A 26,744-nucleotide genomic window follows, 5' to 3' on the forward strand; every position below is an offset into this window, starting at 1 on the left:
CACGGCCCTATATATCGAACCGATACATCTGAGGGTGTATCGTCGATCTCCGTCGCACGCTGTACCCGATCCACCCGCGGAAAGGAGGAGATGAATGCTGGAACTGGCCATCCTCGGCCTGCTCGATGAGCGACCGATGCACGGTTACGAACTGCGTAAGCGGCTGTCCGAGATGCTCGGCACGGTCCGCACCGTCTCCTTCGGGTCGCTGTATCCCACGTTGCGTCGGCTCCAGCAGCAGGGCGACATCGTGGAGGACGCCTCCGCCGCCACGGCCACACGTCCACCGGCCACGACCCGACGCGGACGCAAGACCTACCGCATCACCACGGGGGGCGAGGCCACTCTGGCCGGACTCCTCGACGAACCCGGCGCCGCCTCGTTCACCGACGACGGCTTCGGCGTGCACCTCGCGTTCTTCGATCGCACGCCCGGCCCCGCGCGGGTCCGGCTGCTCGAGGGACGCCGCCGCGTCCTGGAGGAGCGGCGAGAGGGCCAGCGTGACGCGGCGACACGAACCGGCCCCACCGAACTGCGATACGCCCGGCAACTCACCCTGCTCGGGCTGGAGACCAGCGAGCGCGAGCTGCGGTGGATCAACGAGCTCATACAGACAGAGAACCCATCACAAGGAGAACCCCAATGACCGACAAGAAGGTGCGCGTCGCGATCGTCGGCGTCGGCAACTGCGCGTCCTCGCTCGTCCAGGGCGTGGAGTACTACAAGGACACGGCGGTCGACTCGACCGTCCCCGGCCTCATGCACGTCAAGTTCGGCGACTACCACGTCAATGACGTGGAGTTCGTGGCCGCGTTCGACGTGGACGGCAAGAAGGTCGGCATGGACCTGGCCGAGGCCATCCTGGCGTCCGAGAACAACACCATGAAGCTGTGCGACGTTCCGCCGACCGGCGTGACCGTCCAGCGCGGCCCCACCCTCGACGGTCTGGGCAAGTACTACCGCGAGACCATCGAGGAGTCCGACGCCGAGGCCGTGGACGTGGTGCAGACGCTCAAGGACGCGAACGTCGACGTCGTCGTCTCCTACCTCCCGGTGGGTTCGGAGGAGGCCGACAAGTTCTACGCGCAGTGCTGCATCGACGCCGGCGTGGCCTTTGTCAACGCCCTGCCCGTGTTCATCGCCTCCGACCCGGAGTGGGCCGAGAAGTTCCGCGCCGCCGGCGTGCCGATCGTCGGTGACGACATCAAGAGCCAGGTCGGCGCCACCATCACCCACCGCGTCATGGCCAAGCTGTTCGAGGACCGCGGCGTCGCGCTGGACCGCACGTACCAGCTCAACGTGGGCGGCAACATGGACTTCAAGAACATGCTCGAGCGCGAGCGCCTGGAGTCCAAGAAGGTCTCCAAGACCCAGGCCGTGACCTCCAACCTCGAGGGCTCGCTCAAGGGCAAAATCCACGACCGCAACGTCCACATCGGCCCGTCCGACCACGTCGAGTGGCTCGATGACCGCAAGTGGGCCTACGTCCGCCTCGAGGGCCGCGCCTTCGGTGACGCCCCGCTGAACCTCGAGTACAAGCTCGAGGTGTGGGACTCCCCCAACTCGGCGGGCATCATCATCGACGCCGTCCGTGCGGCCAAGATCGCCAAGGACCGCGGCATCGGAGGGCCCGTCCTGCCCGCCTCGGCCTACCTGATGAAGTCGCCGCCGGTCCAGATGGCCGACGACAAGGCCCGCGCCGAGCTCGAGGCCTTCATCATCGGGGCCTGACCCCCGAGCGCACGGACGAGGGCCGGGACCTGACACGGGTGCCGGCCCTCGTGCATCATCGTCAGCAGGACACACCGGTGCCCCGGTCCGTGGCGGCGAGCCCGCCCGGGAGGGGCCAGCCCGGCGAGAAGACGAACAGGAATCCAGCAGCATGAACCCCACCGCGACGACCCGCCCGCAGACCCGCACGGGACGTCGCCGTGCGTCCGTCGCCCTCGCCGTCGCGGCGGCCGCCGGGCTCGCGCTGTCCGCCTGTTCCGCCGACCCGGCCGACGACTCGGCGGGGGCGCCGGCCGAGCAGGCGGTGACCTCGTCGTCGTCATCGACCCTGACCAGCCCACCCACCACGCCGGCCTCCGAGCCCACCGCGGCGCTCGCCCCGGCCGTGGCCGCGGTGCCGAGCCCGGCGGCGGCCAGCGCGTCCGCTCCCCAGCTGCCCGCCAACGTGGTGGGCACCGGCGGGCCGTGCCACACCGTCGGAGAGGTGGCACAGTCCGAGGACGGGTCAGCGCTGTTCTGCACCAACGACCCCGTCGTGGGCCCGATCTGGCAGCTGGCGGGCGGCGAGGACGCGGGCGCCGGGCAGGCCACGCCGGGCGGCCCGTGCGCGCAGGAGGGGCTGGCCGTGGCCGGTCCGGAGGGCGCGGTCCTCACGTGCACGCTCGTCGGCGGCGGCGACACCCCCGGCGGCCTGACCTGGCAGTAGGGCGCGGATAACCGTCGGCGCGCGGGCCCGTGCCGTCCGGTTGCGGCGGCGCGGGGGTTGGGATTGACTCGTGGCCTCACCCGCGATCCGACCGGAGGCGAGATGGCAGCACCATTACGCAGCACCATTCCCCTGCAGGTGAACGACGGTGTCTATGCGCCGCAGGAGGACTCCTGGCTGCTGAGCGGCGTGCTCGAGGCCAGCGGGCTGGCCGAGGGACGGCGCGTCCTCGACATCTGCACCGGCAGCGGGGTGCTCGCACTCGAGGCCGCCAGGCTGGGGGCCCGGGAGGTCCTCGCGTTTGACCTGTGTCCCGCCGCGGTGGAGTGTGCCTCGGGCAACGCGGCGGCCAGCGGGCTCCCCATCGAGGTCCGGCTCGGCACCCTGCAGGACGCGGTGCAGCACGGACCCTTCGACCTCGTGGTGACCAACCCGCCCTACGTGCCGTCGACGCTGCCGCCGGCCGGGACCGGACCCGACCGCGCGTGGGATGCCGGGGCCGACGGCCGGGTGGTGCTCGACGAACTCTGCGCCCTCGCGCCGCGACTGATCGCCCCCGGGGGCGCCCTGCTGCTCGTCCAGTCGGAGTTCTCCGCGCCCCGGCAGACCGTGCAGATGCTCACCGACTCGGGATTCATCGCCCACACCGCGGCCCGCCAGATGATCGACTTCGGCCCGGTGATGACCGCGCGGGCAGACGAGCTCGAGGCGTCCGGTCTGCTCGAGCCCGGACGACGGACGGAGGAGCTGGTGGTGATCCGTGCCCACCGCGTCTGACCGCGAGCCCCGGGTCGTCCGCGTGGTGCCGGGCGGCCCCGTCCTCGTGGAAGGCCCCGTGGAGATCGTCACCCCAGACGGCGACTGCGTGAGCTCGGACCGCTTCATGGTGGCGGTCTGCGCATGCCGCCGCAGCCGGAACTATCCGCTGTGCGACACCAGTCATCGCAAGAAGGTCCGGTCGACGGACGACGACTGAGCGCCGCCCGGGGGGCGGCTCGCCGGGGAGCTGGCCGGAAGAGCGTCAGGGCAGGAGCGAGGACTCGCCCCGCTTCCACGCCGCGAGCATCTTCTCGGCCGCGAGGTCGTCGAGGTAGTCCAGCGCCCGCATCCCGAACACGATGTCGACGGCCAACTCTGGCTCCCGTCCGATCAGGTCGCCCACCACGTCGTGGCGCATGACCTGCTCGTGGACCGCGTCGGCCTCGACGTGCTCGGCGTAGAAGTGCACACACTCCTCGGGGGCGTCCATCCGGCGCAGACCCGCCACCAGCCGCGCGGATCCCGGCGACGAGGTGATCTCGATCGCCGCGAAGTGCCCGATCGCGGCGCCGCGCAGCGAGCGGTGCAGGCCGAACATCGACATCAGGTTGACCGTCGACAGCGTCTCGGCGCTCACCCGGTCGATGTAGCCGAGATACGACGGGTCCAGTCCGGCCGCGCTCATGAGATCCGCCCACAGCTGTTGGTGGATGCGATCACCGCGGCCACCGCCGAACTCGTCGAACTCGACGGCCACGAACGACGCCTTGGCCTGACCCTGCAGCCGCGGGATCGCGAACGCGTGCGGGTCACCTTCCTTGAGGTGGTACAGCGAGCGGTGGGCGAAGTACTCGCGGATCTGATCCCACGTGCCCTCGTCCTTGAAGTACCACGACGGGCCGGTGCCGGAAGTGGCCTCGACCGACATCGCGTCCATCTCGGCCACCGGGTCGTCGCCCGCCTCGACCGCGCCACGCAGGTGCTCGAGGAACACCCGCTCGAGGTCCCGACGCATCCGCAGGATCACCGGGTCCCACTCGAGTTCGGCATCGACGCCATCGAAGCCCCGGTAGTGCAGCTCGTACAACATGTAGAGCGTCAGCTGCAGGTCGCGACCCAATGGCTCGACCTCGGCCGGGACCGCCGGAAGCCCGTCCGTGCGCTCGGTCGACAGGGCCTCGATCGCTGCATCCGACAGCGGCCCGCACGCGCGGGGCAGCGGAGACGCGGTCGACGTGGCGTCGTTCACCGGGGCGAGGTCGGCGGGTGCGGCGGTCATGCCCCTTGTCTACCCTCTCGACCGGTCATCCTCCACCTGTCGAGAGGACCCGGAGTCGCCGTCTGCGATGACGCCCCCGCGGTGCGAGGTCCTGTCGTCGTCGACCTCTCCGCTACTGTCATCGTCGGCGGCCGTGTCGACGCCGGGGTGGTCGCTGCGGCTCTGCTCACCGCGGCCGCGGGCGTCGTCGCTGTCGTCGTACTCGCGCTCGATCCGCTGCTGTTCCTGCTGCTCGTCGGGGTCGCCCTCACGGCTCTGATAGCTGTCGAACATCTTGCGGCGCTCGTGCCACCGAAGGCTGTAGGTGGACTCGCGCACCACGTTCTCGTCGTCGAAGTTCGACCCCAGGGCGCCGGCGAAGGCACCCAGGCAGCTGGAAAGCCACGCCAGGTGGACGTAGTCGAGCAGGACCGTGGGGCGACCGAGCTGCGTCGCCAGGTAGTCAGCGTCCATCACGGTGAGCGCCAGGACGAACATCGTCGCCAGGAGGGCGACGAACATGATGCCCACCCCGACCCCCACGGTCAGCACCGTGGCCGCGTTGTCCATCCGGCGGTTGCCCGGGGTGAACTCGTCGTCCCGCCGGGTCCAGAGCCCGTTGTGCAGGATGAGCCACGTGACCAGCGTGAGAACCCCCATCACGCTGATGAGCAGCAATCTGAGCGCGTGCAGCTCCACCGACAGCGCGGCGATGCTGCCGTAGAAGATGCCGAAGGCGCCCGTGCCCGCGCCGGCGGCCACGACGCCGGACAGGGCCGTTACCATCCGGACGGGCCGGTTGTTGTGCACCATGCCCGCGAGCAGGCGGGCCTTGTTGACGAGCCCACGCCGGTGCGCCGGGGGCAGGTCGTCGGTGCCGCGCACACCCATTCCTTCGCGGCGGGTTCCCGAACGCACCAGCTGGAGCGCCAGCTCGCGGACCTTCGACCGCACGCGGAAGACCCCCAGCACCGGCACGCACACCAAAGCGGCCGCGGTCGAGCGGCTGACGTCGTACAACACCGGCACACCGTCGGGGTGGGTCGCCAGGTCCGTCAGATAGATCACGAAGTCCCACCCGTGCTGCTGCAGCAAGCGAGGGGCGTGATCGGTGAGCCGGATCTCTCCCTCCGGCCCCAGCGGGAGGGTTTCCTGGTCGACCTCCACCCGCCAGCGTCCACCGAGTTCGCGCGTCAGGTCGTCGGCGAGGTCGTCCGCGATCGCCACCGCGACCCGGCGGGGCACTCCGGGGTCGGCCATGAGCCCGACGGTCGCGAACGCTCCGGAATCGGCCTGAGTCTGCTCGTCCATGCCGCCATGATGCGCGTCGGCGGCGTTCCGGGGAAGGGTCGGTCACCGCCCGCCCGCGACCGGGCGGGTCCGACGGTGATTCGGTTGCGGGGCCCGGGGGGGCTCGCGTTATATAGGGGCGGACTCGAGACATGGGGCGGACGCGAGGACCGGAGGTGGCGATGTCGGAGCAGCAGCGTCGGCCCGACCGTCCGCGATCGCCGAAGCCCGCGTTGGGCCGCCGCGGTTCACCGCTGAACTGGCCCGTGTGGCGACAGTTCACCGGTGACGACCTGCTCGGCCGCGGCAGTGCCACCCGTTCGCGCCGCTCGCTGGAGATCACCCCTCGTACGAAGACGGCCGACGGCGTGGTCAAGAGCGTCTGCCCGTTCTGCGCGGTCGGGTGCGGCCAGGACGTCTATGTCTCCGACGGCAAGGTCGTCCAGATCGAGGGGGATGACGACAGCCCCATCTCGCGCGGCCGGCTGTGCCCCAAGGGTTCGGCGAGCAAGCAACTCGTGACCAACCCGGACCGCATCACCACGGTGCTCCACCGCAAGCCGTACGCCACAGAGTGGGAGGAACTGGACCTCGAGACGGCGATGGACATGGTCGCCGAGCGCGTCCTGGCCTCACGGGAAGAGTTCTGGGAGGACACGGACGACAAGGGCGACACGGTCCGGCGCACCCGCGGCCTCGCCAGCCTCGGCGGGGCGACGCTGGACAATGAGGAGAACTACCTCATGAAGAAGCTCTACACGGCGCTCGGCGCCATCGAGGTGGAGAACCAGGCGCGCATTTGACACTCCTCCACCGTTCCCGGTCTGGGAACCTCATTCGGGCGTGGTGGTGCCACGAACTACCAGCAGGACCTCGCGAACGCCGACTGCATCGTCATCCAGGGCTCCAACATGGCCGAGGCCCACCCCGTGGGCTTCCAGTGGGTCATGGAGGCCAAGCGGCGCGGCGCGACCATCATCCACGTGGACCCGCGGTTCACGCGCACCAGCGCCCTCGCGGACGTGCACGTGCCGATCCGCGCCGGGTCGGACATCGCCTTCCTCGGCGGGCTGATCAACCACGTCCTGACCAACGACGCATGGTTCTCCGAGTACGTGCTCGCCTACACCAACGCGTCCACGATCATCGGCGAGGACTTCGAGGACACCGAGGACCTCGCGGGACTGTTCTCCGGTTTCGACGCCGACGACCGGACCTACGACCTGGAGTCCTGGCAGTACGCGGGCGCCCAGAACGACATGCCCGACGAGGGGCGCACCGACGACGACGCCGAGGACGAGGCCTCCCAGACCCCCGGCGCCGGTGGCGCCCGGGCATCGGACACGACCGAGGCGCCCGAGCGGGACGAGACCCTGCAGGACCCGCGCTGCGTCTTCCAGATCCTCAAGCGGCACTTCAGCCGCTACACGCCGGAGATGGTCGAGCGCACCTGCGGCATCGCGACCGACGACTTCCACCGAGTCGCCCGGGCGCTGACCGAGAACTCGGGGCGCGAGCGCACCACCGCGTTCTGTTACGCCGTCGGCTGGACCCAGCACACCGTGGGAGTGCAGTACATTCGCACGGCCGCGATCCTCCAGTTGCTGCTCGGCAACATCGGCCGCCCCGGCGGCGGCATCATGGCGCTGCGCGGGCACGCCAGCATCCAGGGCTCCACCGACATCCCGACGCTGTACGACCTCATGCCGGGGTATCTGCCCACACCGAACGCCGGCGAGCAGCCGGACCTCGACAGTTACATCGGGACCGATGACGAGGCTCAGGGCTTCTGGGGGCACATGCGGTCGTACACCGTCAGCCTGCTCAAGGCCTGGTGGGGCGACGCGGCCACCGCGGACAACGACTTCGCCTACGACTACCTGCCCAAGCTGACGGGCAAGCATGACTCGACCGTCACGGTGCAACGGCAGATCAACGAAGGCGGCGGCGGGTACTTCCTCGTAGGCGAGAACCCCGCCGTGGGCACCGCGAACGGGCGGATGCAGCGCGCCGGGCTGGCCAACCTGGACTGGCTGGTCGTCCGCGACCTCGTCATGATCGAGTCGGCCGACTTCTGGAAGAACGGGCCGGAGATCGAGACCGGCGAGATGCGCACCGAGGACATCGGCACCGAGGTGTTCTTCTTCCCCGCCGCCAACCACGTGGAGAAGAAGGGCACGTTCACCAACACCCAGCGACTCCTGCAGTGGCGGCACCAGGCCGTCGAGCCGCCGGGAAACGCGCGCAGCGAGCTGTGGTTCTACTACCACCTCGGGCGTCGTCTCAAGGAGAAGCTGGCCGGCTCCACCGATCCGCGTGACCGGCCGCTACTGGACCTGACGTGGGATTACCCCATGGAACCCGGCACGGTGGACGAGCCGGACGCCGAGGCCGTGCTCGCCGAGATCAACGGCCGCGGCCCCGACGGCGAGCCGCTGTCCACGTACACGCAGCTCAAACCGGACGGCTCGACCGCATGCGGCTGTTGGATCTACTGCGGCGTCTACGCCGACGGCGTGAACCAGGCCGCGCGGCGCAAGTCCCGGCACGAGCAGGGCCCGGTCGCCCCGGAGTGGGGATGGGCCTGGCCCGCCAACCGGCGCATCATCTACAACCGTGCCTCGGCGGACCCGGAGGGCCGGCCGTGGAGCGAGCGCAAGGCGCTGATCCACTGGGATCCGGATGCGAACGACGGCGCCGGCCGGTGGGTGGGTGACGACGTGCCCGACTTCGAGGCCGACAAGTCTCCCGACTACACCCCACCCGCGGGGGCGGTGGGTCCGGAGGCGATCGGTGGCGCTCAGCCGTTCATCATGCAGGACGACGGCGTGGGCTGGCTCTACGCTCCCCGCGGGCTCGCCGACGGTCCGTTGCCCGCGCACTACGAGCCGCCGGAGTCGCCCGTGTCCAACCCGGTCTATCCGGGCCGGGACGCCAACCCCGCCCGGTCGATCCGGCCGGGTCGGTACAACGAGACGCAGCCGGGTCACGGGGATCCGGGGACGGAGGTGTTCCCGTTCGTCTTCACCACCTACCGGCTGACCGAGCACCACACGGCGGGGGCCATGAGCCGGACGCTGCCGTACCTGTCCGAGCTGCAGCCGGAGTTCTTCTGTGAGATCTCCCCGGAGCTCGCGCGTGAGCGGGGCCTGGTCAACGGCGGGTGGGCCACGATCGTGACCGCCCGTTCCGCGATCGAGGCCCGCGTGCTGGTGACCCGTCGGATGACGCCGCTGCAGATCGACGGTCGGACACTTCACCAGATCGGGCTGCCCTACCACTGGGGTGGCAACGGCGTGAGCATCGGCGACCCGGCCAACGACCTGTTGCCGCAGCAACTCGACCCCAACGTGTCCATCCCCGCGACCAAGGCGACGAGCTGTGACATCGTCGCGGGAAGACGCCCGCGTGGCCCCGCGCTGCTCGAGTTCGTCGAGGGGTACCGTCGCCGCGCCGGCGCGCCCACCGAACCGGGAACGGAGAGCTAAAGCCATGTCCGCCTTCCTGTCCGACCTCGGACGGTCCTTCTTCGGCGACATCGACCCGGCCGGGGACAACGGCTACTCGGATCCGCCGCCGCGCAAGGGCTTCTTCACCGACACCAGCGTGTGTATCGGCTGCAAGGCCTGCGAGGTGGCGTGCAAGGAGTGGAACCTCATCCCCGAGGACGGCATCGAGCTGTCGGGGATGAGTTACGACAACACCCGGGCGCTGGGGGCGTCCACGTGGCGGCACGTCGCCTTTATCGAGCAGGAGGTGCCCGCGCGGGTGGCGGGCGCGTCCGTCGCGCCGGCGCCGAGTGCGCCCGTCGACCTGGGTATACCGGCGCCGACCCTGCCCGGTGACTCCCCCGACGCCGGCGAGTCCACCGACTTCCGCTGGCTCATGGAGTCGGACGTGTGCAAGCACTGCACCCACGCGGCGTGCGTCGACGTGTGCCCGACCGGTGCGCTCATGCACACCGAGTTCGGCACGGTCGTGGTGCAGAGCGACATCTGCAACGGGTGCGGGTACTGCGTGAGCGCGTGCCCGTACGGCGTGATCGAGCGGCGCTCGGGGCCGGCGGGCGACCCCGCGGTGGGCATCGCGCAGAAGTGCACGCTCTGTTACGACCGGCTCACCGAGGGCCAGACCCCGGCGTGCGCCAAGGCGTGCCCCACCGAGTCGATCCAGTTCGGTGATCTCGACGAGCTCCGCGAGCGCGCGGCTGGCCGGCTGGACCAGCTGGTCGAGGCCGGCGAGCCCAACGCCCAGCTGTACGGTCACGACTCCCGCAACGGCGTGGGCGGTACGGGCGCGTTCTTCCTCCTGCTCGACGCCCCCGAGGTGTACGGGTTGCCGCCGGATCCCGTGGTGACGACGCGGCACGTGGGGTCGATGTGGCGCCAGGCGGCGCTGGCGGCCGTGACGCTGTTGGGCGGCGCCGTGGCGGCGTTCGCCGCGGGGGGACGGTCCTGATGGCCGTCGACGGTGGGAACCGCGCCGAGCACGACGACGACAAGGCGGGCGTCCCAGAAAACCCCGGGCAGCGCGCCCGGCCCCGCCGGAAGGGCCGCGGGGGCCGCGAGCAGCTCGTGGTGCCCCCCGCGGAGTTCCGCTCGTACTACGGCAAACCGATCGTCAAGGCTCCGCCGTGGAAGCATGACATCGCGGCGTATCTCTTCCTCGGCGGGCTGGCCGGTGGCTCGTCGCTTCTCGCGGCCGGCGCGGACCTGGCCGGGCTGCCCAACCAGCGTCGCTCGGCGCGGATCGTCGCGCTGGGCGGGATCACCGGCAGCCTGTACTTCCTGGTCAACGACCTGGGGCGCCCCGAGCGGTTCCACCACATGCTGCGGGTCCTCAAGCTCACGTCGCCGATGAGCGTGGGCACCTGGATCCTCTCGGCGTACGGGCCGTTCGCGGGCCTGGCGCTCGGTGAGGAGATCGTGCCGCTGCTGCCCGAGAAGCTCGCCCGGCGGCTGCCGACCGGGCTCATCGCCCGGGCGTCGCGGCCGGCCGGCATCGTCGCGGCGCTCGTCGCCCCGGCGGTCGCGTCGTACACGGCGGTGCTGCTCAACGACACGTCCCTGCCGAGCTGGAGCGCCGCGCGTCGGGAGTTGCCGTTCGTGTTCGTCGGCAGTGCCGCGGCCGCGTCCGGCGGGGTGGGCCTGCTGCTCACTCCGCTGGAGGAGATCGGCCCCGCCCGTCGGCTGGCGGTGGGCGGAGCCGTTCTCGAACTCACCGCCGACCAGATCATGCAGCGGTCCATGGGCATCACCGCGGAGCCGCTGCACGAGGGCCGGGCCGGGAAGTACCACCGGGCGGCGCAGATCCTCACCGGCACCGGTGCGGTGAGCGCGGTCCTCGGGCGGCGCAGTCGACTGCTGTCCGCGGTGTCCGGACTGGCGATGGCGGCCGGGTCAGCGTGCACGCGGTGGGCGGTGTTCCACGCGGGCATGGCCTCGGCGCAGGACCCGAAGTACGTGGTGGTCCCCCAGCGTGAGCGCCGGGACGCGCGCGGTGGCGGCGAGGCATACGCGGAGTAGGTGGGCGTGCGGCCGCGCCCGCTAACGGAGCCGCGCGTGCGGCCGGCCCGTTGACGGCACCGCGCATGCAGCCAGACCGCCCGGCCGCGCGGCGGGATCCGCCGTTCAGAGCACGAGGTGGCCGTCGTCGCCCTCGCGGCGGGTGAGCCCACGCGCGGCGAGCGCCTCGAGCAGCGGCATCACCACGCGCCGCGAGGAGTCCAGGTGCGTCCGAGCCGCGCTCGGGGTGAACGGCTGCGGCAACTGGCGTAGCCGGCGCACGGCCTCGTCGAAGACGTCCGGGCCCAGCCACACCCCGGCGCCCAGTCCGGTCAGCAGTCCGGCGCGCCCGCACGCCGCCAGTTCGCGCGGCCCTAGGCCCAGCTCGTCGAGCTCGTCGGCGGTGGGCGCGTCGAACGGGGCGACCCGCAACCGCTCGGCCACCTGCTCCGCGGCGAACCTAACCTCCTCCGGTAGCGCAGCCGCACCGGCCGTCACCCGCCCGCCCTCCGTACGCAGCGTCGCGGCGGCGGGCTGCGCGAGCACCGCCTCCAGCAGTGCGGCATCCGGCAGGTCGAGGGTGCGACGCGCGGACTCCGTGGGCAATCCGGGATCGAGGGGGTCGTCGCGGTCGTGCACGCGGACGGCCTCGACCAGGCGTCCGGCCAGCGCGGCCGCCCACTCCGGGTCGATGAGCCACCCGCGGTACGCCTCACCGACGGGCGGGGTGGACACGCCCCACGCCCGCAGGTCTTCGACGTGCGCGACACCCCGTCGACGCAGCTCCGACCCCAGCTCCGGCGACTCGGGCACCTGCGTGAGCTCGGCCGCCCGCCGGCGGGCGGCGCCGCGGCGCCGCAGCTCCGGCGGCGCGGGGTCGAGGACAACGGCGCCCGAGGGGATCCGGTCCGCTCCCGGTTCGCGCAGAATGAGGCGGTCTCCGATCCGCATGGGCAGCGGCGCGGAGATCGTCAGCCTGGCGTGGCGTTCGTCGAGGCGCCGGACGCGTGCGGCCACCGCGGCGGAGCCGAGATGCACCATGACCTGCTCAGGGAGCTCATCGGCCCGCCCGTCGACCCGCACGTCGACGGTGTCGACCGCCCGCCAGCGGCCCGGCGCCACCAGGGTGCTACCCCGCGGGACGTCGTCCGCGGCGATCCCGCGGAGATTGACGGCGACGCGCGCCACCGCGGTGACCTCGTCCCGCGTGTCCCCGAGCGACTGCAGGCCACGCACAGTGACGCGCGGGCCCGACGGCCCGAGCTCGAGTGCGTCGCCCACGCGGATCGTGCCGGCGGGCAACGTCCCGGTGACGACCGTTCCCGCGCCGCCGATCGTGAACGAGCGGTCCACCCACAGACGCACGTCGGCGTCGGGAGCGGGCCGGGGCAGGAGCGAGCCAAGCTCGGCCAGTTCGGCGCGCAGTCGGTCCATGCCCTCGCCGGTGACCGCGGAAACGCACACGGCCGGGATGTCGGCGAGCGGGGTGCCGTCGAGCGCCTCGCGGGCCTCCGCCAACGCGAGCTCCGGCTCCAGCAGGTCACTGCGGGTGATGACAAGTACCCCGTGGCGCACCCGCAGGGCCGCGAGCGCGGCGAGGTGCTCGGCGGACTGGGGCATCCAGCCGTCGTCGGCGGCCACGACGAACATCACCGCCGGCACCGGCCCCACCCCGGCGAGCATGTTCGGCACGAACCGCCGGTGCCCGGGCACGTCGACGAACGCGACGGTCCTGCCGTCGTCGAGGGTCGTGGAGGCGTAGCCCAGGTCGATCGTCAGTCCGCGGCGCCGTTCCTCGTCCCACCGGTCGGGCTCCTCGCCGGTCAGCGCGCGTACGAGCGTCGACTTGCCGTGATCGACGTGCCCGGCGGTGGCCACGACGAACATCAGGCGAGCGCCCCCGCGCGGAGCACGAGCCCAGCGAGCTCGTCATCGTCCCCCGGAGGCAACGCCCGCAGATCCAGGAGGCACCGGCGCTCGGTGACCCGCCCCAGGACGGCGGGGCGGCCTGCGCGAAGTGCGTCGGCGAAGGACTCCGGCAGGGACACCGCGGCGCTGGGGAGCTCGATGCCCGGCGCCCCGCCGCCGCCGACGGCCGCCACCGACCGCACCGCCCGCGCGTCGACCCCGGCCTCCTGCAGAAGGCCGGCGATGCGCTCGGCGCGCGCCATCAGCTCGACGTGGTCGGCCTCGAGCCCCAGCACGACGGGCGGGCGCGGTCCCCGCAGCGTCGCCTCGAGCGCGGCGAGCGTGAGCTTGTCGACCCGCAGCGCGCGGGCGAGCGGGTGGCGGCGCAGGCGGTGGACGAGCTCGGCGTCGCCGGCCAGTATCCCGGCCTGCGGGCCGCCGAGCAGCTTGTCGCCGCTGGAGGTCACCAGGTCGGCACCCGCCGCGAGCATCGTCGTCATGTCGGGCTCGTCGGGGAGCACCGGGTGCGGGGCGAGCAGGCCGGAGCCGATGTCCACCACCAGGGGCACGCCGTGGCCCGCGAGCTGCGCGGCCGGTACGACCGAGGTGAAGCCGCTGACCAGGAAGTTCGAGGGGTGCACCTTGAGCACGAAGGCCGTGGTCTCGTCGATCGCGGCGAGGTAGTCCTCGACGCGGACGCGGTTGGTGGTGCCCACCTCCCGCAGCCGGGTGCCGGTGGACTCGAGCAGCTCGGGCAGGCGGAAACCGTCGCCGATCTCGACCATCTCGCCGCGCGAGATCACCACCGTGCGTCCAGGGCCGCCCAGCGCGGTGACCGCGAGGGCGAGCGCCGCCGCGCCGTTGTTGACGACATGGAGGTCCCCCGCGGTCGGTACCGCGTGACGTAGCGCGTCCAGCGCACCCCGGCCCCGGCGACCCCGCCGTCCGGTGGCCAGGTCCAGCTCGACGTCGTTGGTGCCGGCGGCCTCGCCGAGCGCGCGTACCGCGGCCGCCGACAGGGGTGCCCGGCCGAGGTTGGTGTGCAGCAGCACCCCGGTCGCGTTGAGGACGCGGGTGAGCGAGACCGGCGCCGGCGGCAGGCAGGCCAGCACGGCGTCGACGATCTCGTCCGCGGGCAGATGGCCGGCACGTGCCCGACCCTGGGCGTCCCGGACCCGTGCCTTGACAAGCTCGCGGCCCAGCTCGGCGAGCGCGTCGGCAAGGCGCGGGTCGCGGAGCACGGCATCGGTGGAGGGCACGCGCCGACGGGGATCGCCGGTCGTGGACTGCTCGGTGATGGCCCGCTCCTTTTTCCGCGGCCCCGCCGACCGGGGCCGCCCACTCGAGGTGGCCGGGTCGGGGACGGGCGAGGACTGTTGGCGGAGGCGGACGGGAATCGAACCCGCCTGACCGAGATACTCGGCCACGTCGGTTTTGAAGACCGCGGGGACCACCAGGTGCCCGGACGCCTCCCTCAGGAACGAGTAAGCACCACGGCCGGCGCCTGAGTCAACCCGGCCACGCCGAAGGATGCGTCCGGCCGCGCGCCCTCGCCGCTGTCGCTAGGGTCTGGCCCATGGCCTCCGACCAGACCCTCGCCCGTCTTACCTCGTACGCCCACGGCGGCGGTTGCGCGTGCAAGATCCCGCCCGGCGCGCTCGAGTCGGTCGTCGCCGGACTCGTCGGCGCTCCCGTCCGCGACCCGGCTGCCGAGCTCATCGTGGGTCTGGACGACGGCGACGACGCAGCCGCCGTGCGGATCGCCGGCCGTCAGGCCGTGATCAGCACCGCCGACTTCTTCACGCCCGTCGTCGACGACCCCTACGACTGGGGGCGGATCGCCGCGGCCAACGCCCTGTCCGATGTGTACGCGATGGGCGGCACGCCGATCGTGGCGATCAACCTGCTGTGTTGGCCTATGGACGTGCTGCCGTACGAGATGGCCGGCGAGGTGCTGCGCGGGGCCCAGGACGTCGCCGGGAGCGCGGGCTGCCACGTGGCCGGCGGGCACAGCGTGGACGACCCCGAGCCCAAGTACGGCATGGCCGTCACGGGGATCGCCGACCCCGACCGGCTACTGCGCAACGACGCCGGCCGCGCCGGTGTGCCGCTGTCGCTGACCAAACCGCTGGGGATCGGAGTCCTCAACAGCCGGCACAAGAACACCGGCGCGGTGAGCGAGGAGGCGATCGCGACCATGACCCGCCTCAACGACGTCGCCGCCCGCGACGCCCTGGCCGCCGGGATCGTCTGCGCCACCGACGTGACCGGATTCGGACTGCTCGGCCACCTGTACAAGTTGACCCGCGCCAGCGGGGTCTCCGCCGTGATCGACTCGGCCGCGGTGCCGTATCTGGACGGAGCGCGCCAGGCGTTGGCCGACGGGTTCGTCAGCGGCGGGACGAGGCGCAACCTCGACTGGGTGCGGCCTCACCTCGCGACGGATGTGGACGAGGACGAGCTGCTCCTACTCGCGGACGCCCAGACCTCCGGCGGTCTGCTCGTGGCCGGGGAGGTCCCCGGAGCGCCGGTGATCGGCGAGCTCGTTCCCGCCGGGGACGCGGCCATCACGGTCCGGTGAGCCGGAAACGCTGAATCCGGGAGGCCCCGTTAAGGTTGCAGCCGATCGATGATTCAGGTCCGGAGCGATCCGCACGGAGGTGTGATGGGCAACGCGTGGCGGGTGTTCAGCCGTGACGTCAGGCGACTCGGGCGCGTGCGCAAGGCGTGGATCATCCTGATCGGGATGATGATCACCCCGTCGCTCTACGCGTGGTTGAACATCGCCGGCTTCTGGGATCCGTACGGAAGCACCCGCAGCATCGACGTCGCCGTGGTGAATCTCGACGAGGGTGCCTCCACCGAGGCGACCGGCGACGTCAACGTCGGTGACCAGGTCGTCAACCAACTCGAGGCCAACGATCAACTCGGCTGGCACTTCCTCGACGAGGACGACGCGATGGAGTCCGTCAAGACCGGTGACAGTTATGCGGCGATCGTCATCCCCGCGGACTTCAGCCGCGACTTCACCAGCGTCACCTCGGGCCGTTTCACCCGTCCGAATCTGCAGTATTACGTGAACGAGAAGGCGAACGCGGTCGCCCCGAAGATCACCGATGCCGGCGCCTCGACGCTCGATAATCAGATCAACAGCATGTTCGTCTCCGTGGTGGCGGAGGCCGTGACGGGGGAGCTGAAGAACGCGGGCAGGGATGCTCAGGGGCGGTTGCGCGACGCGCAGGGCAACACCCTGGACGCCCTCGACGACGCTGTCGGCACGGTGGAATCCGCGCATGAGCGGATCACCGAGCTGCGCAGCACCCTCGCCGAGGCCCAGGATCGGCTGGACGCGGCGAAGGGCACGCTCGGCAAGGTCGACGACACTCTCGGCGACGTCCAGAGCGCCGTCAACCAGGCACAGGAGATCGTCACCGAGACCCAGCAGGAGTTGATCACGGTCACCGACTCGGTGGCCGGTGCCTACACGTCGGGGGTGACGCTGCTCGCCGAGACGTCGGCGCGACTGAACGCATCGATCACGACGTTGTCCTCGGAGATCCGGCAGGCCGAGGCCGGAGTCGGCTCCGCGATCGACGACGTCATTGCGGTCATCGCGGCGCGGACCGATGCCCTCGCGGAGTTGCGTTCGCTCCGCGACCGGTCCGGTCCGGGGTCCGACGTCGCGCAGCAACTGAGCGGCCCGGTCACGGCGCTTCAGGACCGCCTCACAGCCGACGAGGAGTTGCTCGACGAGCTACGGCGACTGGCCACAGATACCGCCGCCGCGACCTCGGCGATCGAGGAGTCCGCGGACGGTCTCGACTCCGCCGTGCACGGTGCGGCCACGTCGGCCGGTTCCCTCCGCGGTGTGCTCCTGCAGACCTTCCCCGAGCTGGGCCACTCCATGTCCACGCTGTCCGCGAGCGCGGGCGGGCTCTCGTCCGCACTCGGCGCGCAACGTACCCAGCTCTCGCAGGCGCAAAACCTGCTCACCGGGCTGGGAGACCAACTCGGCGCCGCGTCCACCGCACTCGGCGCACTCGACGGCAACTTCTCCGGCGCACAGGCCGGACTCGAGGAGGTACGTACCGATGTGCTCGCGCTGGGCACCGCCGACGCACGGGACCAGCTACAGACGGTGACGGGCTTGGACACCGAACAGATCGGGCAGTTCCTCGCGTCCCCGGTCGAGGTGCGGGAACACGCCGTCTTCCCCGTCGCCAACTACGGTTCCGCGATGGCGCCCCTGTTCGTGAACCTCGCACTCTGGATCGGTGGCTTCGTCCTGGTGGTCCTCCTCAAACTCGAGGTCGATACTAAGGGGGTCGAGGGCATCACCGCGCGCCAGGCCTATCTCGGACGCTGGCTGCTACTGGCCGTTATGAGCATCGTCCAGGCGTTGATCGTCACCGTCGGCACCCTGCTCATCGGCGTGCAGGCGGCCAGTGCCCTCGCGTTTGTCGGGACCGGTGTGCTCATCGGCCTCGCGTATCTCAGCATCATCTATGCGCTCTCGGTCTCCTTCGGGTTCGTCGGCAAGGGACTGGCCGTGCTGCTCGTGATCATGCAGATCCCCGGTGCGTCCGGCCTGTACCCGATCGAGGTGATGCCTGGATTCTTCCGTGCGCTCTACAACTTCTTCCCGTTCTCGTACGGGATCAATGCGCTGCGGGAAACGCTCGCCGGGTTCTATGACGGCCATTACTGGCGTTCGATGGCGGTCCTCGCGGTGTACGTGGCGCTGGCGTTCGCCCTCGGGCTCTTCCTTCGCCCGCGGCTGGGCAATCTCACGCTGCTGTTCAATCGCAGGATCGCCGACACGGGGCTGCTCGTCAGCGAGGACGTGCAGATCGCGTCCGGCCGCCACCGACTGTCCCGGCTCATCGACGCATTGGTGGACCGCGAGGAGTACCGCAACACGATCAGACGTCAGGAGGAGCGGTTCACCCGTCGTTATCCGACTCTGTTGCGTCTCACCGCTCTGGTCGGCATCGCGGGCGTGGCGCTGATCGGGCTCGTTGGAGGGCTGGCTCCGATCGGGAAGGCCACGGTCCTCGGCTTCTGGGTCCTCTGGGGCCTGCTCATCGTCGTGGTCCTGGTGACACTGGAATACACCAAGCGGAGTTTCCAGCTCGCCACGGAGGTGGGGCGGATGCCGGAGGCGGAGCTCCGCCGGGCACTCGCGGACGCACGCGCCGGGGGCGAGTCGCCGCAGGCGACGCCCGACGTGGAGGCCGACCAGCCCGGCGAGCCAGACCAACGCGGTGACTCCGAATGAGAAACACCTGGCGGCTCGCCCGACATGATCTGCGCCGGGCCACGAGCAATGTCATGGCGATGATCGTCCTGTTCGGACTGATCGCGATCCCGTCGCTGTTCACCTGGTTCAACGTCATCTCGAGCTGGGACCCGTTCGACAACACACAGAACCTCAAGGTGGCCGTGGCCAACACCGACGAGGGCTATCAGAGCGACCTCATCCCGCTCCGCATCAACGTCGGCGAACAGGTGCTCTCCGCGCTACGCGCGAACGACGACCTGGACTGGGAGATCACCTCCGCAGAAGACGCCATCGGAGGCACGAGGTCGGAGGAGTACTACGCCGCGATCGTGCTCCCCCCGACGTTCAGTAGAGAGATGCTGACGTTCTACTCCGGTGACGCGGAACGGATCGGGATCGACTACTACGACAACGAGAAAACGAATGCCCTCTCGCCGAAGATCACCGATCAGGGCGCGAGTCAGGTCGCCACCCAGGTCAACGAGACCTTCGCCGCGACACTCGGCGAAGCCGGACTGAACATCGTCTCGACGCTCTCCGAGTATCTCAACGATGCCGACACACAGATCGTCCTCTCCCGGCTCCAGGCACACGCCGGTGCGGTCGCGGCACAGCTCCGCTCCGGGGCGGACACCGCGACGATGTTCACGTCCCTGATCGCCTCGAGCAAACCGCTCGTGAGCGGTGCCTCGGATTCCGTCATCGCCTCGGGCCGGGCGCTCGACGACACCACGGAGGCGATCGGCGGCGGAGTGGAGGCGGCGAAGTCGCTGAAGTCGACCCTGGATTCCGCGACAGGGTCCCTCGGGGCCGCTCTCACCGCGAACGCGGAGAGCTACCCGGCGTTGTCGGCTCGTGCAGACGAAGTGTTCGCGTCGCTCGATACGCAGTCGGAGAGCTCCGCGGCGGCGGTCCGGGCGCTCGCGGAGAGGGTGCAGACGCAGACCGACCAGTACCGGGATCTGCGCGACGCCCTGGTCACGACGGTCGGACCGGTGACCCCCGAGGTGGCCAGAGGCACTCTCGACCTGGTCGTCTCGAGGATCGACGGCGCGATCGCACAGCAGCAGGCGCTGCACGACCGTCTCGAGGCCGCGGCCACGCAGGTGACGGAGGACAACGCCGACATCAAGAACACGCGGCGCGAGATCCGCGCCCTCATCGACGAGGCGAGCGATGCCGTCCGCGGCGCGGAGACCGCGTACTCGGACAGCCTCAAGCCGAAGCTGGATCAGCTCGCCACCACACTCGCCTCGATTGACGACGGGATCGCATCGATCGGCGCGGACCTGTCCGGGACGGGGACGACGCTCTCCGGCGACACCGACTCACTGCTCGGTGCGCTCACACGAGCGGAGTCGACGACCACCTTGGTGGCGGGTTCGCTCACCGATGCCGCCCGACGGTTCGACGAACTCGCATCGGCGCTGGCCACGGCCATGGATTCCGGCGATCTCGGCGACCTCACCGACCTGATCGGCACCGACGCGCAGACACTCGCCACCTCGCTGTCCGCTCCCGTGGATCTCGACCGCGTGCCGGTGTTCCCCGTCGAGAGCTTCGGCACCGCGATGGCGCCCTTCTACACGGTGTTGGGATTGTGGGTGGGAGCGCTGCTGATCGCCGTCTCGATCCGCGACGACGTCCCCGAGGACACGCTGCCAGACAGCGCTCCCCTCACGCCCACCCAGTCCTACCTCGGTCGCTACGGCATCGTCGCCCTGATCGGATTCCTGCAGAGTTCGCTGGTCACGCTCGGCAACATCCTGTTCGTCCAGGTACACCCGGTCCATCCGTTCCTGCTGCTCCTGGCGGGGTGGATGACGTCCCTCGTCTTTACTCTGCTCATCTACACGTTCGTCGCGGCGTTCGGGAACGCCGGGAAGGCGCTCGGGGTGCTCCTGCTCGTTGTCCAGATCTCCGCGTCCGGGGGCGCGTATCCGCTGGAGGTCCTTCCCGGGTGGTTCCAGGCCATCAGCCCGTGGCTGCCGGCGACGCACGCCATGAACGCGATGCGCTCGGCGCTGGCCGGGACCTATCACGGTGACTACTGGATATCCCTGGGCTGGCTCGCACTCTTCCTCGTACCCGCCCTGGCGCTGGGACTGGTGCTCCGCCGGCCACTGATCGGCTACAACCGCAACCTCAAGGAAGCACTCGAGTCAACGAAACTCATGTGAGATCGTCCGGTGAACGAGGTCCGTGGCGAGGTCCGGTCCGGATCCCGAGGTGGCGCCGGGCCTGGGAGATGAGCTCGGGTACGGGCGCGGCACCGTCGAGCGTGATCCCGGGCTCGTCGGGCCCGAGCGGCTCGAGTACCCCGAACTGCGATCGGACCAACGACGCTGCTCCCGAGCAACCGCGTTGAGCCGGCGCAGCCACAGCGCCCTGTCCTTCTCGCCGAGTCCGGTCCCGCCACGCATCTTGGCGATCGACGCGGCGCTGTGAAAGTCGTCGCCATCGAAGAAGGGGCCTGGGACCACGTCCGCGATCTGACGGCCGAATGTCGTCTTGCCGCAGCCGCTCACACCGAACACGACGATGGTCACGGCGGGGGAACTTCCGCGTCGCGGCGGACGGCTCAGCTCCGCTCGCCCGCGTCCCGGTCGAGGCGGGCGAAGGCGTCGAACAGCCGGGCGCCCGGCTCGAGCGCCGACTCGTCGAGCATGAAGCCCGGGTGGTGCAGGTCGGTCTCCTCCGACTTCCCGTCCCACACGCCATACCGCAGATACACGCCTGGGATCTCCTCGGTGTACCAGGCGAAGTCCTCGCCACCACTGGACTGGTCGGCGGTGCCCACACCGTCCTTCCCGAGCACCCGGCGCACCGCCTCGGTGGCCAGATCCGCGCAGTCGGCGTCGTTCACCACCGGCGGAACACCCTGCGTGTACTCGAGTTCGACGCGGATGCCGTAGGGCGCGGTGAGGTCCTCGACGGCTTCCCGCACGAGGTCCTCGACCGTGGCCCACACGTCCCGGTCCGCGCTGCGCAGCGTGCCCAGCAGCTCCGCGTGATCGGGGATCACGTTCGGGGCATCACCGCCGGCGTGCAGGGCGCCCCAGGTGAGCACGGTCCCCGACCGCGGGTCGAGACGACGGTCGAGGACCGCCGTGAGCCCGGTGGCGAGCTCGGCGGTCGAGAAGACGGTGTCCTGGGTCTCGTGCGGACGTGCCGTGTGACCACCGTCGGACTCGAGTCGGATCCGCACCTTGGCGTTGGAGGAGGTGATCGGCCCGGCCGTCACGCCCACCTCGCCCACCCGCCGGTGCGGATCGCAGTGCAGGGCGAGGATACGGTCCACGCCCTTGACCACACCTTCCTCCACGCAGTCCTTCGCGCCGCCGGGCATGGTCTCCTCTGCCGGCTGGAAGATCAGCCGCACGGGCCGGGGCGGCGGGTCGGCGACCAACAGTTCGGCCGCGCCGAGCAGCATCGCGGTGTGGGCGTCGTGACCGCAGGTGTGCGCGACCCCCTCGGTGGTCGAGGCGAAATCCAGGCCGCTCTCCTCGTCCATGGGCAGCGCGTCGATGTCCGCGCGCAGCGCCACCACGTCCTTCGCGGTGGCACCCTTCGCGGCGGGCACGTCGCACCACAACCCGGTGCCGAGGTCGAACCGGCGGGGCTTCAGTCCCATCCTCTCGAGCTCGCCCGCGATGAAGTCGGTCGTGCGCTCCTCCTCGTAGGACAGCTCGGGATGGGTGTGGATGTGACGCCGCCACTCGATGAGCCGGTCCTCGAAACCGCCCTCAGCGTGCGGGTCGTTCTTCTCCGTCGACTTGCGCCCGAACATCGAACACCTCCTGGCAGAACTGGACCACCCGGTCGCCGAGCAACTGACGGTTGGCCAATTTCACGAACTCATGACCTTCGTCCTCGAACAACAACACGTCCACCGGTACGCCACGCGAGCGCAGCTCCTCGACCGCCTGCTCGGTCTCGCTGACCGGCACGTTCGTGTCGTGCGCACCGTGGACGAACAACATCGGAACGGTGATCCGGTAGTACCTGCGCAGCGGCGAGGCCTCGCGGAGCAATTCCCGCTCCTGGAGCGGGTGCCCGTATTTGGGGTGGGCGGCCGCTGCGATCCACGGTTCGGTGTCGCGGTAGAAGGTCTGCAGGTCGCTCATCCCGCAGGCGGCGATTCCTCCGCACCAACGACCGGCGTGCCGGACCAAGGTCGCGTTGACCAGGTAGCCGCCGTAGGACCGGCCCGAGACCACCACATGGTCCGGATCGGCGATCTCCTCGTCGACGAGGTGCAGCAATGCGTCCTCGACGTCGTCGATCCCCGCGAAGCGGCCGTACCGGTCGTCGGCATGGCCGAACGCCCGGCCGCCCCCGGTCGAGCCCCGAACGTTCGGTGTGAAGTAGTTGACGCCCTCGTCGAGCATCCGCCGGGCGATGTCGTCATATCCCGGACGGGACTGGCCTTCCGGGCCGCCGTGCAGGTGCACCACCGTCGGCGCGGGCCCGCTCTCCGGATCTGCCCGGTACAGCCACCCGCTCAGCTCGAGCCCGTCGCGTGCGGTGAACCGCAGCAGCTCCGGGCCGGGGTCGGGCTGCGCGGGCGACTCCCCGATCCAGCGACGACGACGCACGTCGTAGATCACCACGTGCGGTGGCTGGTCGAGACTCTCCACGGTGACGGCGAGCAGTCGGCCGTCCGCCGTGAGCGTGGGCGCCGAGGCCACGACCTCCGGCAGCTGCGGCCGGGCGATCACCCGGGGCCGGCGACGCGACAGGTCAAGGATCTCGATCTCGGACAGTCCCCCGTGAACATTCCAGAGCAGCGCCGCCGTGCGCCGGTCATAGCTCACCTCCACGCGGTCGAGGTCGGCGTCCGCGCGGTAGGCAATCGGCCACGAGGTGGTCCCGGACTCGTCGGCCCGCACCTCGAGCAACCCCACGCGATCGGACGAGTGGTCGCTGCGCACCACCATGCGCATGGGCCGGTCGTCGCCGCCGGCGTCGAGCACCTCCCCGGCGTCGGTGGTGGACCCGGTGTCCGTGGGCAGCAGGGGCCACCACCGGCCGTCCGGCATGATCCGCAGCAACTCACGATGCCCGCGGGCACCCACCCGGAACAGCGCCGCGCCGTCCCGTGAGTGCTTGAGCGCCCCGCCCATCCGGCGGTCGATGACGGTGATCTCCCCGGTCTCCGGGTCCACGAGCCGGCCCTCGGCCTGGCCCTCGGCGTCGAAGGCCGTCACCGCCAGCTGACCCCCATCCCAGCAGACGATCTGCTCGGTGGCGTCACCCGGGGCGTTCAAGGCGTACGCACTCTGGTCGTCCGGATCGGTGGTGACGAGCCAGATGCGCTCACGCTCACCACCGTCAGGGGCCACCTCGCACGCCAGCCACCGGCCGTCCGGTGAGTAGGCGACCCTGCGGACCGGGCCCTCCACGGGCAGCACCACGTCCCGTTCGGGCCCCGCGCCCTTGAGACCGTCTGGGCCCAGCGGTCGCTGCACCGCCCGCGGATAACCGGTGCGTTCGGTGACCACACAGGCCAGCAGCGACCCGTCCGGGGACAGACACGGGGAGCTGGTGTGCCGGAGTTCGCCCGGCCCCCCGGCCGCGTCATCCGGCGGGCCCGCCTGCTCGCGGGAGCCCGTCTCCTCGGTGACCTCGGTGACGTCCGGGTTCTCGGTCGTGTCGACGGTGTCGGTCGTATGGAAGGTGTCGGTCATGTCGATGGTGTCGGGGTCAGGCACGGTGAATCCAGGTGTCCTTTCCACCGCCTCCACTCGAGGCGTTGACCACCATCGTGCCCGCCGGAGCCACTCGTGTCATGGCCACCGGAGGGGCCGACGCGTGGATCTCGCCGGTCGGCCCGTTGCGCAGCATGACGAACGCGCGCATGTCCACGTGCCGCCGCTGCAGGTCGCGCCCGTCGAACGTCGGCAGAGTCGACAGCGCCTGCACCTCCTGCGCCACGAACCGCTCGCCGTGGCGCCGCAACTCGGCCCGTCGCTCGTCCAGCTCCCGCGGCGAGCACTCCGGGCCCACCGTGATGTCGGAGCCGCCGTAGCCGTCGATCGGCTTGACCACCAGCTCGTCCAGCCGGTCCAGCACCTGCTCCAACTGCGGCGGGTCCGCGCACAGGAATGTGTCGACCTGGCCGATGAGCGGCTTCTCGCCCAGATAGAAGTCGATGATCGACGGCACCAGCGCGTAGATCGCCTTGTCGTCCGCCGCCCCGTTGCCGGGGGCGTTGACCATCGCGACGGTGCCGTCCGACATCGCGCCGAGCAGCCCACGCCGCAGGACCGTCCCGTCCGCACCCGAGGAGGAGAGAAGAGCCTCGTCGTCCATCCGGACATAGAGGACGTCGACGCCGATGCGCTCGTCGTCGTTGTCGTCGTCGACCCTCCACAGTCGCCCGTCGTCACCGACCAGATCCCTCGGGGTCACCACCGCACCGCCCACGGCCTCGGCCGCGTGGATCAGGTCGTGCGCCGTGAGCTCGTCGGGCGCCACCACCACGGCGATCGACGGGTCCCCCACACCCTCGGGCGCCGCGGCCCGGAGAGTCTCCCGCAACATGTCCAGCCCCTCGGCCGGGTCGTGGATCTCCCCGCGCGCCCCGAACTCCGGGTACGCCTCGAGGATGCGCTCTCGCAGCGTCACCGCCATGGCCAACCCGCCCGGCATCCGCAGGTTGTCCTCCAGGACCACCCACTCGCCCGACCCCGTCGACACCAGGTCCACACCGCTCACCGCCGCACGCATCGTCCCCGCCGGCACGGCCCGGCCCGCCTTCCGGTAACCCGGGGCGCGATCCAGCGCGTCCTGCGGCACGATCCCGGCGCTGACGATCTCACCGTCGCCGTAGATGTCCCGCAGGAACATCTCCAGCGCCCGGCCCCGCTGCTCGATCCCCGCCGAGATCCGCCCCCACTGATCGGCCGGCACGATCCGCGGCACCGGGTCCAGAGGGAACACCTGCGGCTCCGGCTCGCCGTACACCTTGAGCGTCACGCCGCGGTCCCGGAGCTCCTCGTCGACCAGCTTCTTGCGCTCGCGGACCGTCGCCGCGCCCAGATCCGAAACGGCCTTGAGCACGTCCACGTACTGCGGCCGCGGGGCGCCGTCCTCGGTGATCGCCTCGTCGTGGACCTCCTCCGTCACCGCCTCACCCAGCGGGGAATACGCGTCGAGCATCGAGCGCATCCCGCCGTCGTCGGCCGTGGCGCGCGGCCTGATCCTGCCCACCGTCTCTGCCAGCAGCACGGACACCACGTCGGCGCGGCGACCCCTGCGGCGATGCGCCGCGCGCTGCCGGGCGGCCGACGAGCCCGCCCCCAGCGCGCCGTCGACCAGGTCGTCGATGAGGTCGCGCTCGCCGGTCGCGTCGAGCTGGTCGGCGAGTGACTCGACCAGCGCCACGCACACGTCCCGCGCGGGCAGGGGCCGGCCCGTGCCCGGATCCACGAGATCGCCCTCCAGTCCGGAGCGGGCCGCACGCCAGAACGCGGCCGCCAGCACGGCCGGGGTGGGGTCGCCCCAGGCGTTCTCGGGATCGGCGAGCACCCGGTCCACCAACGCCCGGAACAGGGCTGCCACCAACACGATCGTGTCCACTGTGCTGCACGAGTCGCACAGCCGCAGCTCCACCCCGGTTCCATCGGCGGACGGACGGATATCCGCGTCGATCAGGCCGCGGTCGGCCACCACGCCCGTGGCTACCAGCGCGTCCTCCGACTCCAGCACGCCGTCCGCGGTGTCCGTGCGGAACGCCGACACGTGCGCGGGCGACCACCGGGCCTCGAACGACCGCACCGAGGCGTACCCCGAGTCACTGCCGTCCGCCCGGAACGGTGAGCCCGCGGCAAGCGCCAACAGCGCCGGCGCGTGCGGGACCACCCGGCGGGCCACGAACTGCGCCTCGTCGGCGTCCGCGACCTCGACCGTCACCACGAAGCGCGCCGAGGCGCGGGTGCGGAACTCATGGCCGGGAGCGGTCCCCGGCTCATCGGGGTCTGGAGCCAGCTCCACACCCGGTGAGCCGAGCGCACCCGCGGCGACGATGCCTGTACGCAGGGCGTTCGCCACCCCCGCCAGCTGCGTCCGCCGCTCGCGGATCGCCGCCCCGAGATCCTCGAGCGTGACGTGCTCGCCGCAGTCAGTGGCCACCACCGCCCCGTGGCGGGCAGCGCGTACCCGGTCGTCACCGGCCTCGGCGATCACCTCCACCGCACGCCGTGCCGGCAGCTTCGTCCGCAGGTCGACCAGATGTAGCTCTTCCTCGACCGAAATCCGTCGTGATCCGTCTGTCATGGCGCCGACGGTAGGACAGCATCCGCG

Annotated in this window: 19 protein-coding genes and 1 tRNA gene; 12 read left to right on the forward strand and 8 right to left on the reverse strand. The window is 70.9% G+C overall.

Annotated features, from left to right (window positions below; all coding sequences use genetic code 11):
- The first annotated feature begins 94 nt into the window (after positions 1-94).
- The 5 genes from OPF83_RS05855 (at position 95) to OPF83_RS05875 (ending at position 3,413) form a co-directional block, all read left to right on the forward strand.
- Positions 95-646: a PadR family transcriptional regulator gene (locus OPF83_RS05855; protein ID WP_264886304.1), complete on the forward strand. Its 552-nt coding sequence runs from the start codon at positions 95-97 to the stop codon at positions 644-646.
- Entirely contained in the window at positions 643-1,731 is a 1,089-nt protein-coding gene (locus OPF83_RS05860) for an inositol-3-phosphate synthase (protein ID WP_264886306.1), read from the forward strand. The genes OPF83_RS05855 and OPF83_RS05860 overlap by 4 nt, the downstream gene beginning before the upstream one ends.
- Positions 1,732-1,882: 151 nt before the next feature.
- Entirely contained in the window at positions 1,883-2,437 is a 555-nt protein-coding gene (locus tag OPF83_RS05865) for a hypothetical protein (protein ID WP_264886307.1), read from the forward strand.
- Positions 2,438-2,539: 102 nt separating this feature from the next.
- A complete protein-coding gene (locus OPF83_RS05870; RefSeq protein WP_264886309.1) occupies positions 2,540-3,214 on the forward strand; it encodes a HemK2/MTQ2 family protein methyltransferase in 675 nt (224 codons plus the stop codon).
- The gene (locus OPF83_RS05875) at positions 3,198-3,413 is read left to right on the forward strand and encodes a CDGSH iron-sulfur domain-containing protein (RefSeq protein WP_264886310.1); all 216 of its coding nucleotides are present in this window, start codon (positions 3,198-3,200) and stop codon (positions 3,411-3,413) included. The genes OPF83_RS05870 and OPF83_RS05875 overlap by 17 nt, the downstream gene beginning before the upstream one ends.
- Before the next feature lie 45 nt (positions 3,414-3,458).
- Here OPF83_RS05875 and OPF83_RS05880 read toward each other — a convergent pair whose 3' ends face one another.
- Both OPF83_RS05880 and OPF83_RS05885 read right to left on the reverse strand, forming a co-directional pair.
- Positions 3,459-4,475, reverse strand: coding sequence for an iron-containing redox enzyme family protein (locus tag OPF83_RS05880; protein ID WP_264886311.1), 1,017 nt, complete (start codon positions 4,473-4,475; stop codon positions 3,459-3,461).
- A 9-nt stretch (positions 4,476-4,484) separates the two neighbouring features.
- Entirely contained in the window at positions 4,485-5,765 is a 1,281-nt protein-coding gene (locus OPF83_RS05885; RefSeq protein WP_264886312.1) for a hypothetical protein, read from the reverse strand.
- Between the two features lie 212 nt (positions 5,766-5,977).
- Between OPF83_RS05885 and fdh the strand changes: the two genes are divergently transcribed.
- The 3 genes from fdh to nrfD are packed head-to-tail and all read left to right on the forward strand — an operon-like array spanning position 5,978 to position 11,269.
- Positions 5,978-9,232, forward strand: coding sequence for a formate dehydrogenase (gene fdh, locus OPF83_RS05890; protein WP_264886442.1), 3,255 nt, complete (start codon positions 5,978-5,980; stop codon positions 9,230-9,232).
- Between the two features lie 4 nt (positions 9,233-9,236).
- Positions 9,237-10,202, forward strand: coding sequence for a 4Fe-4S dicluster domain-containing protein (locus OPF83_RS05895; RefSeq protein ID WP_264886313.1), 966 nt, complete (start codon positions 9,237-9,239; stop codon positions 10,200-10,202).
- Entirely contained in the window at positions 10,202-11,269 is a 1,068-nt protein-coding gene (gene nrfD / locus OPF83_RS05900) for an NrfD/PsrC family molybdoenzyme membrane anchor subunit (protein ID WP_264886314.1), read from the forward strand. Before OPF83_RS05895 ends, nrfD begins: the two co-directional genes overlap by 1 nt.
- A gap of 105 nt (positions 11,270-11,374) precedes the next feature.
- Here the strand turns inward: nrfD and selB are convergent, their stop codons facing one another.
- The 3 genes from selB to OPF83_RS05915 all read right to left on the reverse strand — a co-directional run bounded on the left by selB (position 11,375) and on the right by OPF83_RS05915 (position 14,629).
- Entirely contained in the window at positions 11,375-13,135 is a 1,761-nt protein-coding gene (gene selB, locus OPF83_RS05905) for a selenocysteine-specific translation elongation factor (RefSeq protein ID WP_264886315.1), read from the reverse strand.
- Positions 13,135-14,415, reverse strand: coding sequence for an L-seryl-tRNA(Sec) selenium transferase (selA, locus tag OPF83_RS05910; protein WP_264886316.1), 1,281 nt, complete (start codon positions 14,413-14,415; stop codon positions 13,135-13,137). Before selA ends, selB begins: the two co-directional genes overlap by 1 nt.
- Positions 14,416-14,533: 118 nt before the next feature.
- A tRNA-Sec gene (locus OPF83_RS05915) sits at positions 14,534-14,629 on the reverse strand.
- A 103-nt stretch (positions 14,630-14,732) separates the two neighbouring features.
- Between OPF83_RS05915 and selD the strand changes: the two genes are divergently transcribed.
- The 4 genes from selD (at position 14,733) to OPF83_RS17470 (ending at position 20,885) form a co-directional block, all read left to right on the forward strand.
- Positions 14,733-15,737 (forward strand): selenide, water dikinase SelD, encoded by a 1,005-nt coding sequence (gene selD / locus OPF83_RS05920; protein WP_264886318.1) that lies wholly within the window; start codon positions 14,733-14,735, stop codon positions 15,735-15,737.
- A gap of 84 nt (positions 15,738-15,821) precedes the next feature.
- The gene (locus OPF83_RS05925; protein WP_264886319.1) at positions 15,822-18,434 is read left to right on the forward strand and encodes a YhgE/Pip domain-containing protein; all 2,613 of its coding nucleotides are present in this window, start codon (positions 15,822-15,824) and stop codon (positions 18,432-18,434) included.
- On the forward strand, positions 18,431-20,617 hold the full coding sequence (locus OPF83_RS05930) for a YhgE/Pip domain-containing protein (RefSeq protein ID WP_264886320.1): 2,187 nt from the start codon (positions 18,431-18,433) through the stop codon (positions 20,615-20,617). The genes OPF83_RS05925 and OPF83_RS05930 overlap by 4 nt, the downstream gene beginning before the upstream one ends.
- A 22-nt stretch (positions 20,618-20,639) precedes the next feature.
- Positions 20,640-20,885 (forward strand): hypothetical protein, encoded by a 246-nt coding sequence (locus OPF83_RS17470; RefSeq protein ID WP_375546218.1) that lies wholly within the window; start codon positions 20,640-20,642, stop codon positions 20,883-20,885.
- 133 nt (positions 20,886-21,018) lie between these two features.
- Here the strand turns inward: OPF83_RS17470 and OPF83_RS05940 are convergent, their stop codons facing one another.
- From OPF83_RS05940 to OPF83_RS05950, 3 genes are read right to left on the reverse strand one after another with little or no spacing between them, the layout of a single operon-like run.
- Positions 21,019-22,227, reverse strand: a complete 1,209-nt coding sequence (locus OPF83_RS05940; RefSeq protein ID WP_264886321.1) for a M20 family metallopeptidase — start codon at positions 22,225-22,227, stop codon at positions 21,019-21,021.
- Positions 22,184-24,127, reverse strand: a complete 1,944-nt coding sequence (locus OPF83_RS05945) for a prolyl oligopeptidase family serine peptidase (protein WP_264886444.1) — start codon at positions 24,125-24,127, stop codon at positions 22,184-22,186. The genes OPF83_RS05940 and OPF83_RS05945 overlap by 44 nt, the downstream gene beginning before the upstream one ends.
- 16 nt (positions 24,128-24,143) lie before the next feature.
- A complete protein-coding gene (locus tag OPF83_RS05950) occupies positions 24,144-26,717 on the reverse strand; it encodes a carboxylate--amine ligase/circularly permuted type 2 ATP-grasp protein (protein WP_264886322.1) in 2,574 nt (857 codons plus the stop codon).
- Between the last annotated feature and the right edge of the window lie 27 nt (positions 26,718-26,744).

Origin of the sequence: Dietzia sp. NCCP-2495 (genome assembly GCF_026011735.1) — a bacterium.
In the GTDB taxonomy this organism is placed as follows: domain Bacteria; phylum Actinomycetota; class Actinomycetes; order Mycobacteriales; family Mycobacteriaceae; genus Dietzia.

Coding starts and splice junctions, on each gene's coding strand:
- selB (WP_264886315.1), bottom strand. CDS start 13,135: ATGTTCGTCGTGGCCACCGCCGGGCACGTCGATCACGGCAAGTCGACG.
- OPF83_RS05870 (WP_264886309.1), top strand. CDS start 2,540: ATGGCAGCACCATTACGCAGCACCATTCCCCTGCAGGTGAACGACGGT.
- OPF83_RS05945 (WP_264886444.1), bottom strand. CDS start 24,127: ATGACCGACACCTTCCATACGACCGACACCGTCGACACGACCGAGAAC.
- selD (WP_264886318.1), top strand. CDS start 14,733: ATGGCCTCCGACCAGACCCTCGCCCGTCTTACCTCGTACGCCCACGGC.
- OPF83_RS05855 (WP_264886304.1), top strand. CDS start 95: ATGCTGGAACTGGCCATCCTCGGCCTGCTCGATGAGCGACCGATGCAC.
- OPF83_RS05865 (WP_264886307.1), top strand. CDS start 1,883: ATGAACCCCACCGCGACGACCCGCCCGCAGACCCGCACGGGACGTCGC.
- OPF83_RS05940 (WP_264886321.1), bottom strand. CDS start 22,227: ATGTTCGGGCGCAAGTCGACGGAGAAGAACGACCCGCACGCTGAGGGC.
- OPF83_RS05930 (WP_264886320.1), top strand. CDS start 18,431: ATGAGAAACACCTGGCGGCTCGCCCGACATGATCTGCGCCGGGCCACG.
- OPF83_RS05925 (WP_264886319.1), top strand. CDS start 15,822: ATGGGCAACGCGTGGCGGGTGTTCAGCCGTGACGTCAGGCGACTCGGG.
- OPF83_RS05895 (WP_264886313.1), top strand. CDS start 9,237: ATGTCCGCCTTCCTGTCCGACCTCGGACGGTCCTTCTTCGGCGACATC.
- OPF83_RS05880 (WP_264886311.1), bottom strand. CDS start 4,475: ATGACCGCCGCACCCGCCGACCTCGCCCCGGTGAACGACGCCACGTCG.
- nrfD (WP_264886314.1), top strand. CDS start 10,202: ATGGCCGTCGACGGTGGGAACCGCGCCGAGCACGACGACGACAAGGCG.
- OPF83_RS05885 (WP_264886312.1), bottom strand. CDS start 5,765: ATGGACGAGCAGACTCAGGCCGATTCCGGAGCGTTCGCGACCGTCGGG.
- OPF83_RS05950 (WP_264886322.1), bottom strand. CDS start 26,717: ATGACAGACGGATCACGACGGATTTCGGTCGAGGAAGAGCTACATCTG.
- OPF83_RS05860 (WP_264886306.1), top strand. CDS start 643: ATGACCGACAAGAAGGTGCGCGTCGCGATCGTCGGCGTCGGCAACTGC.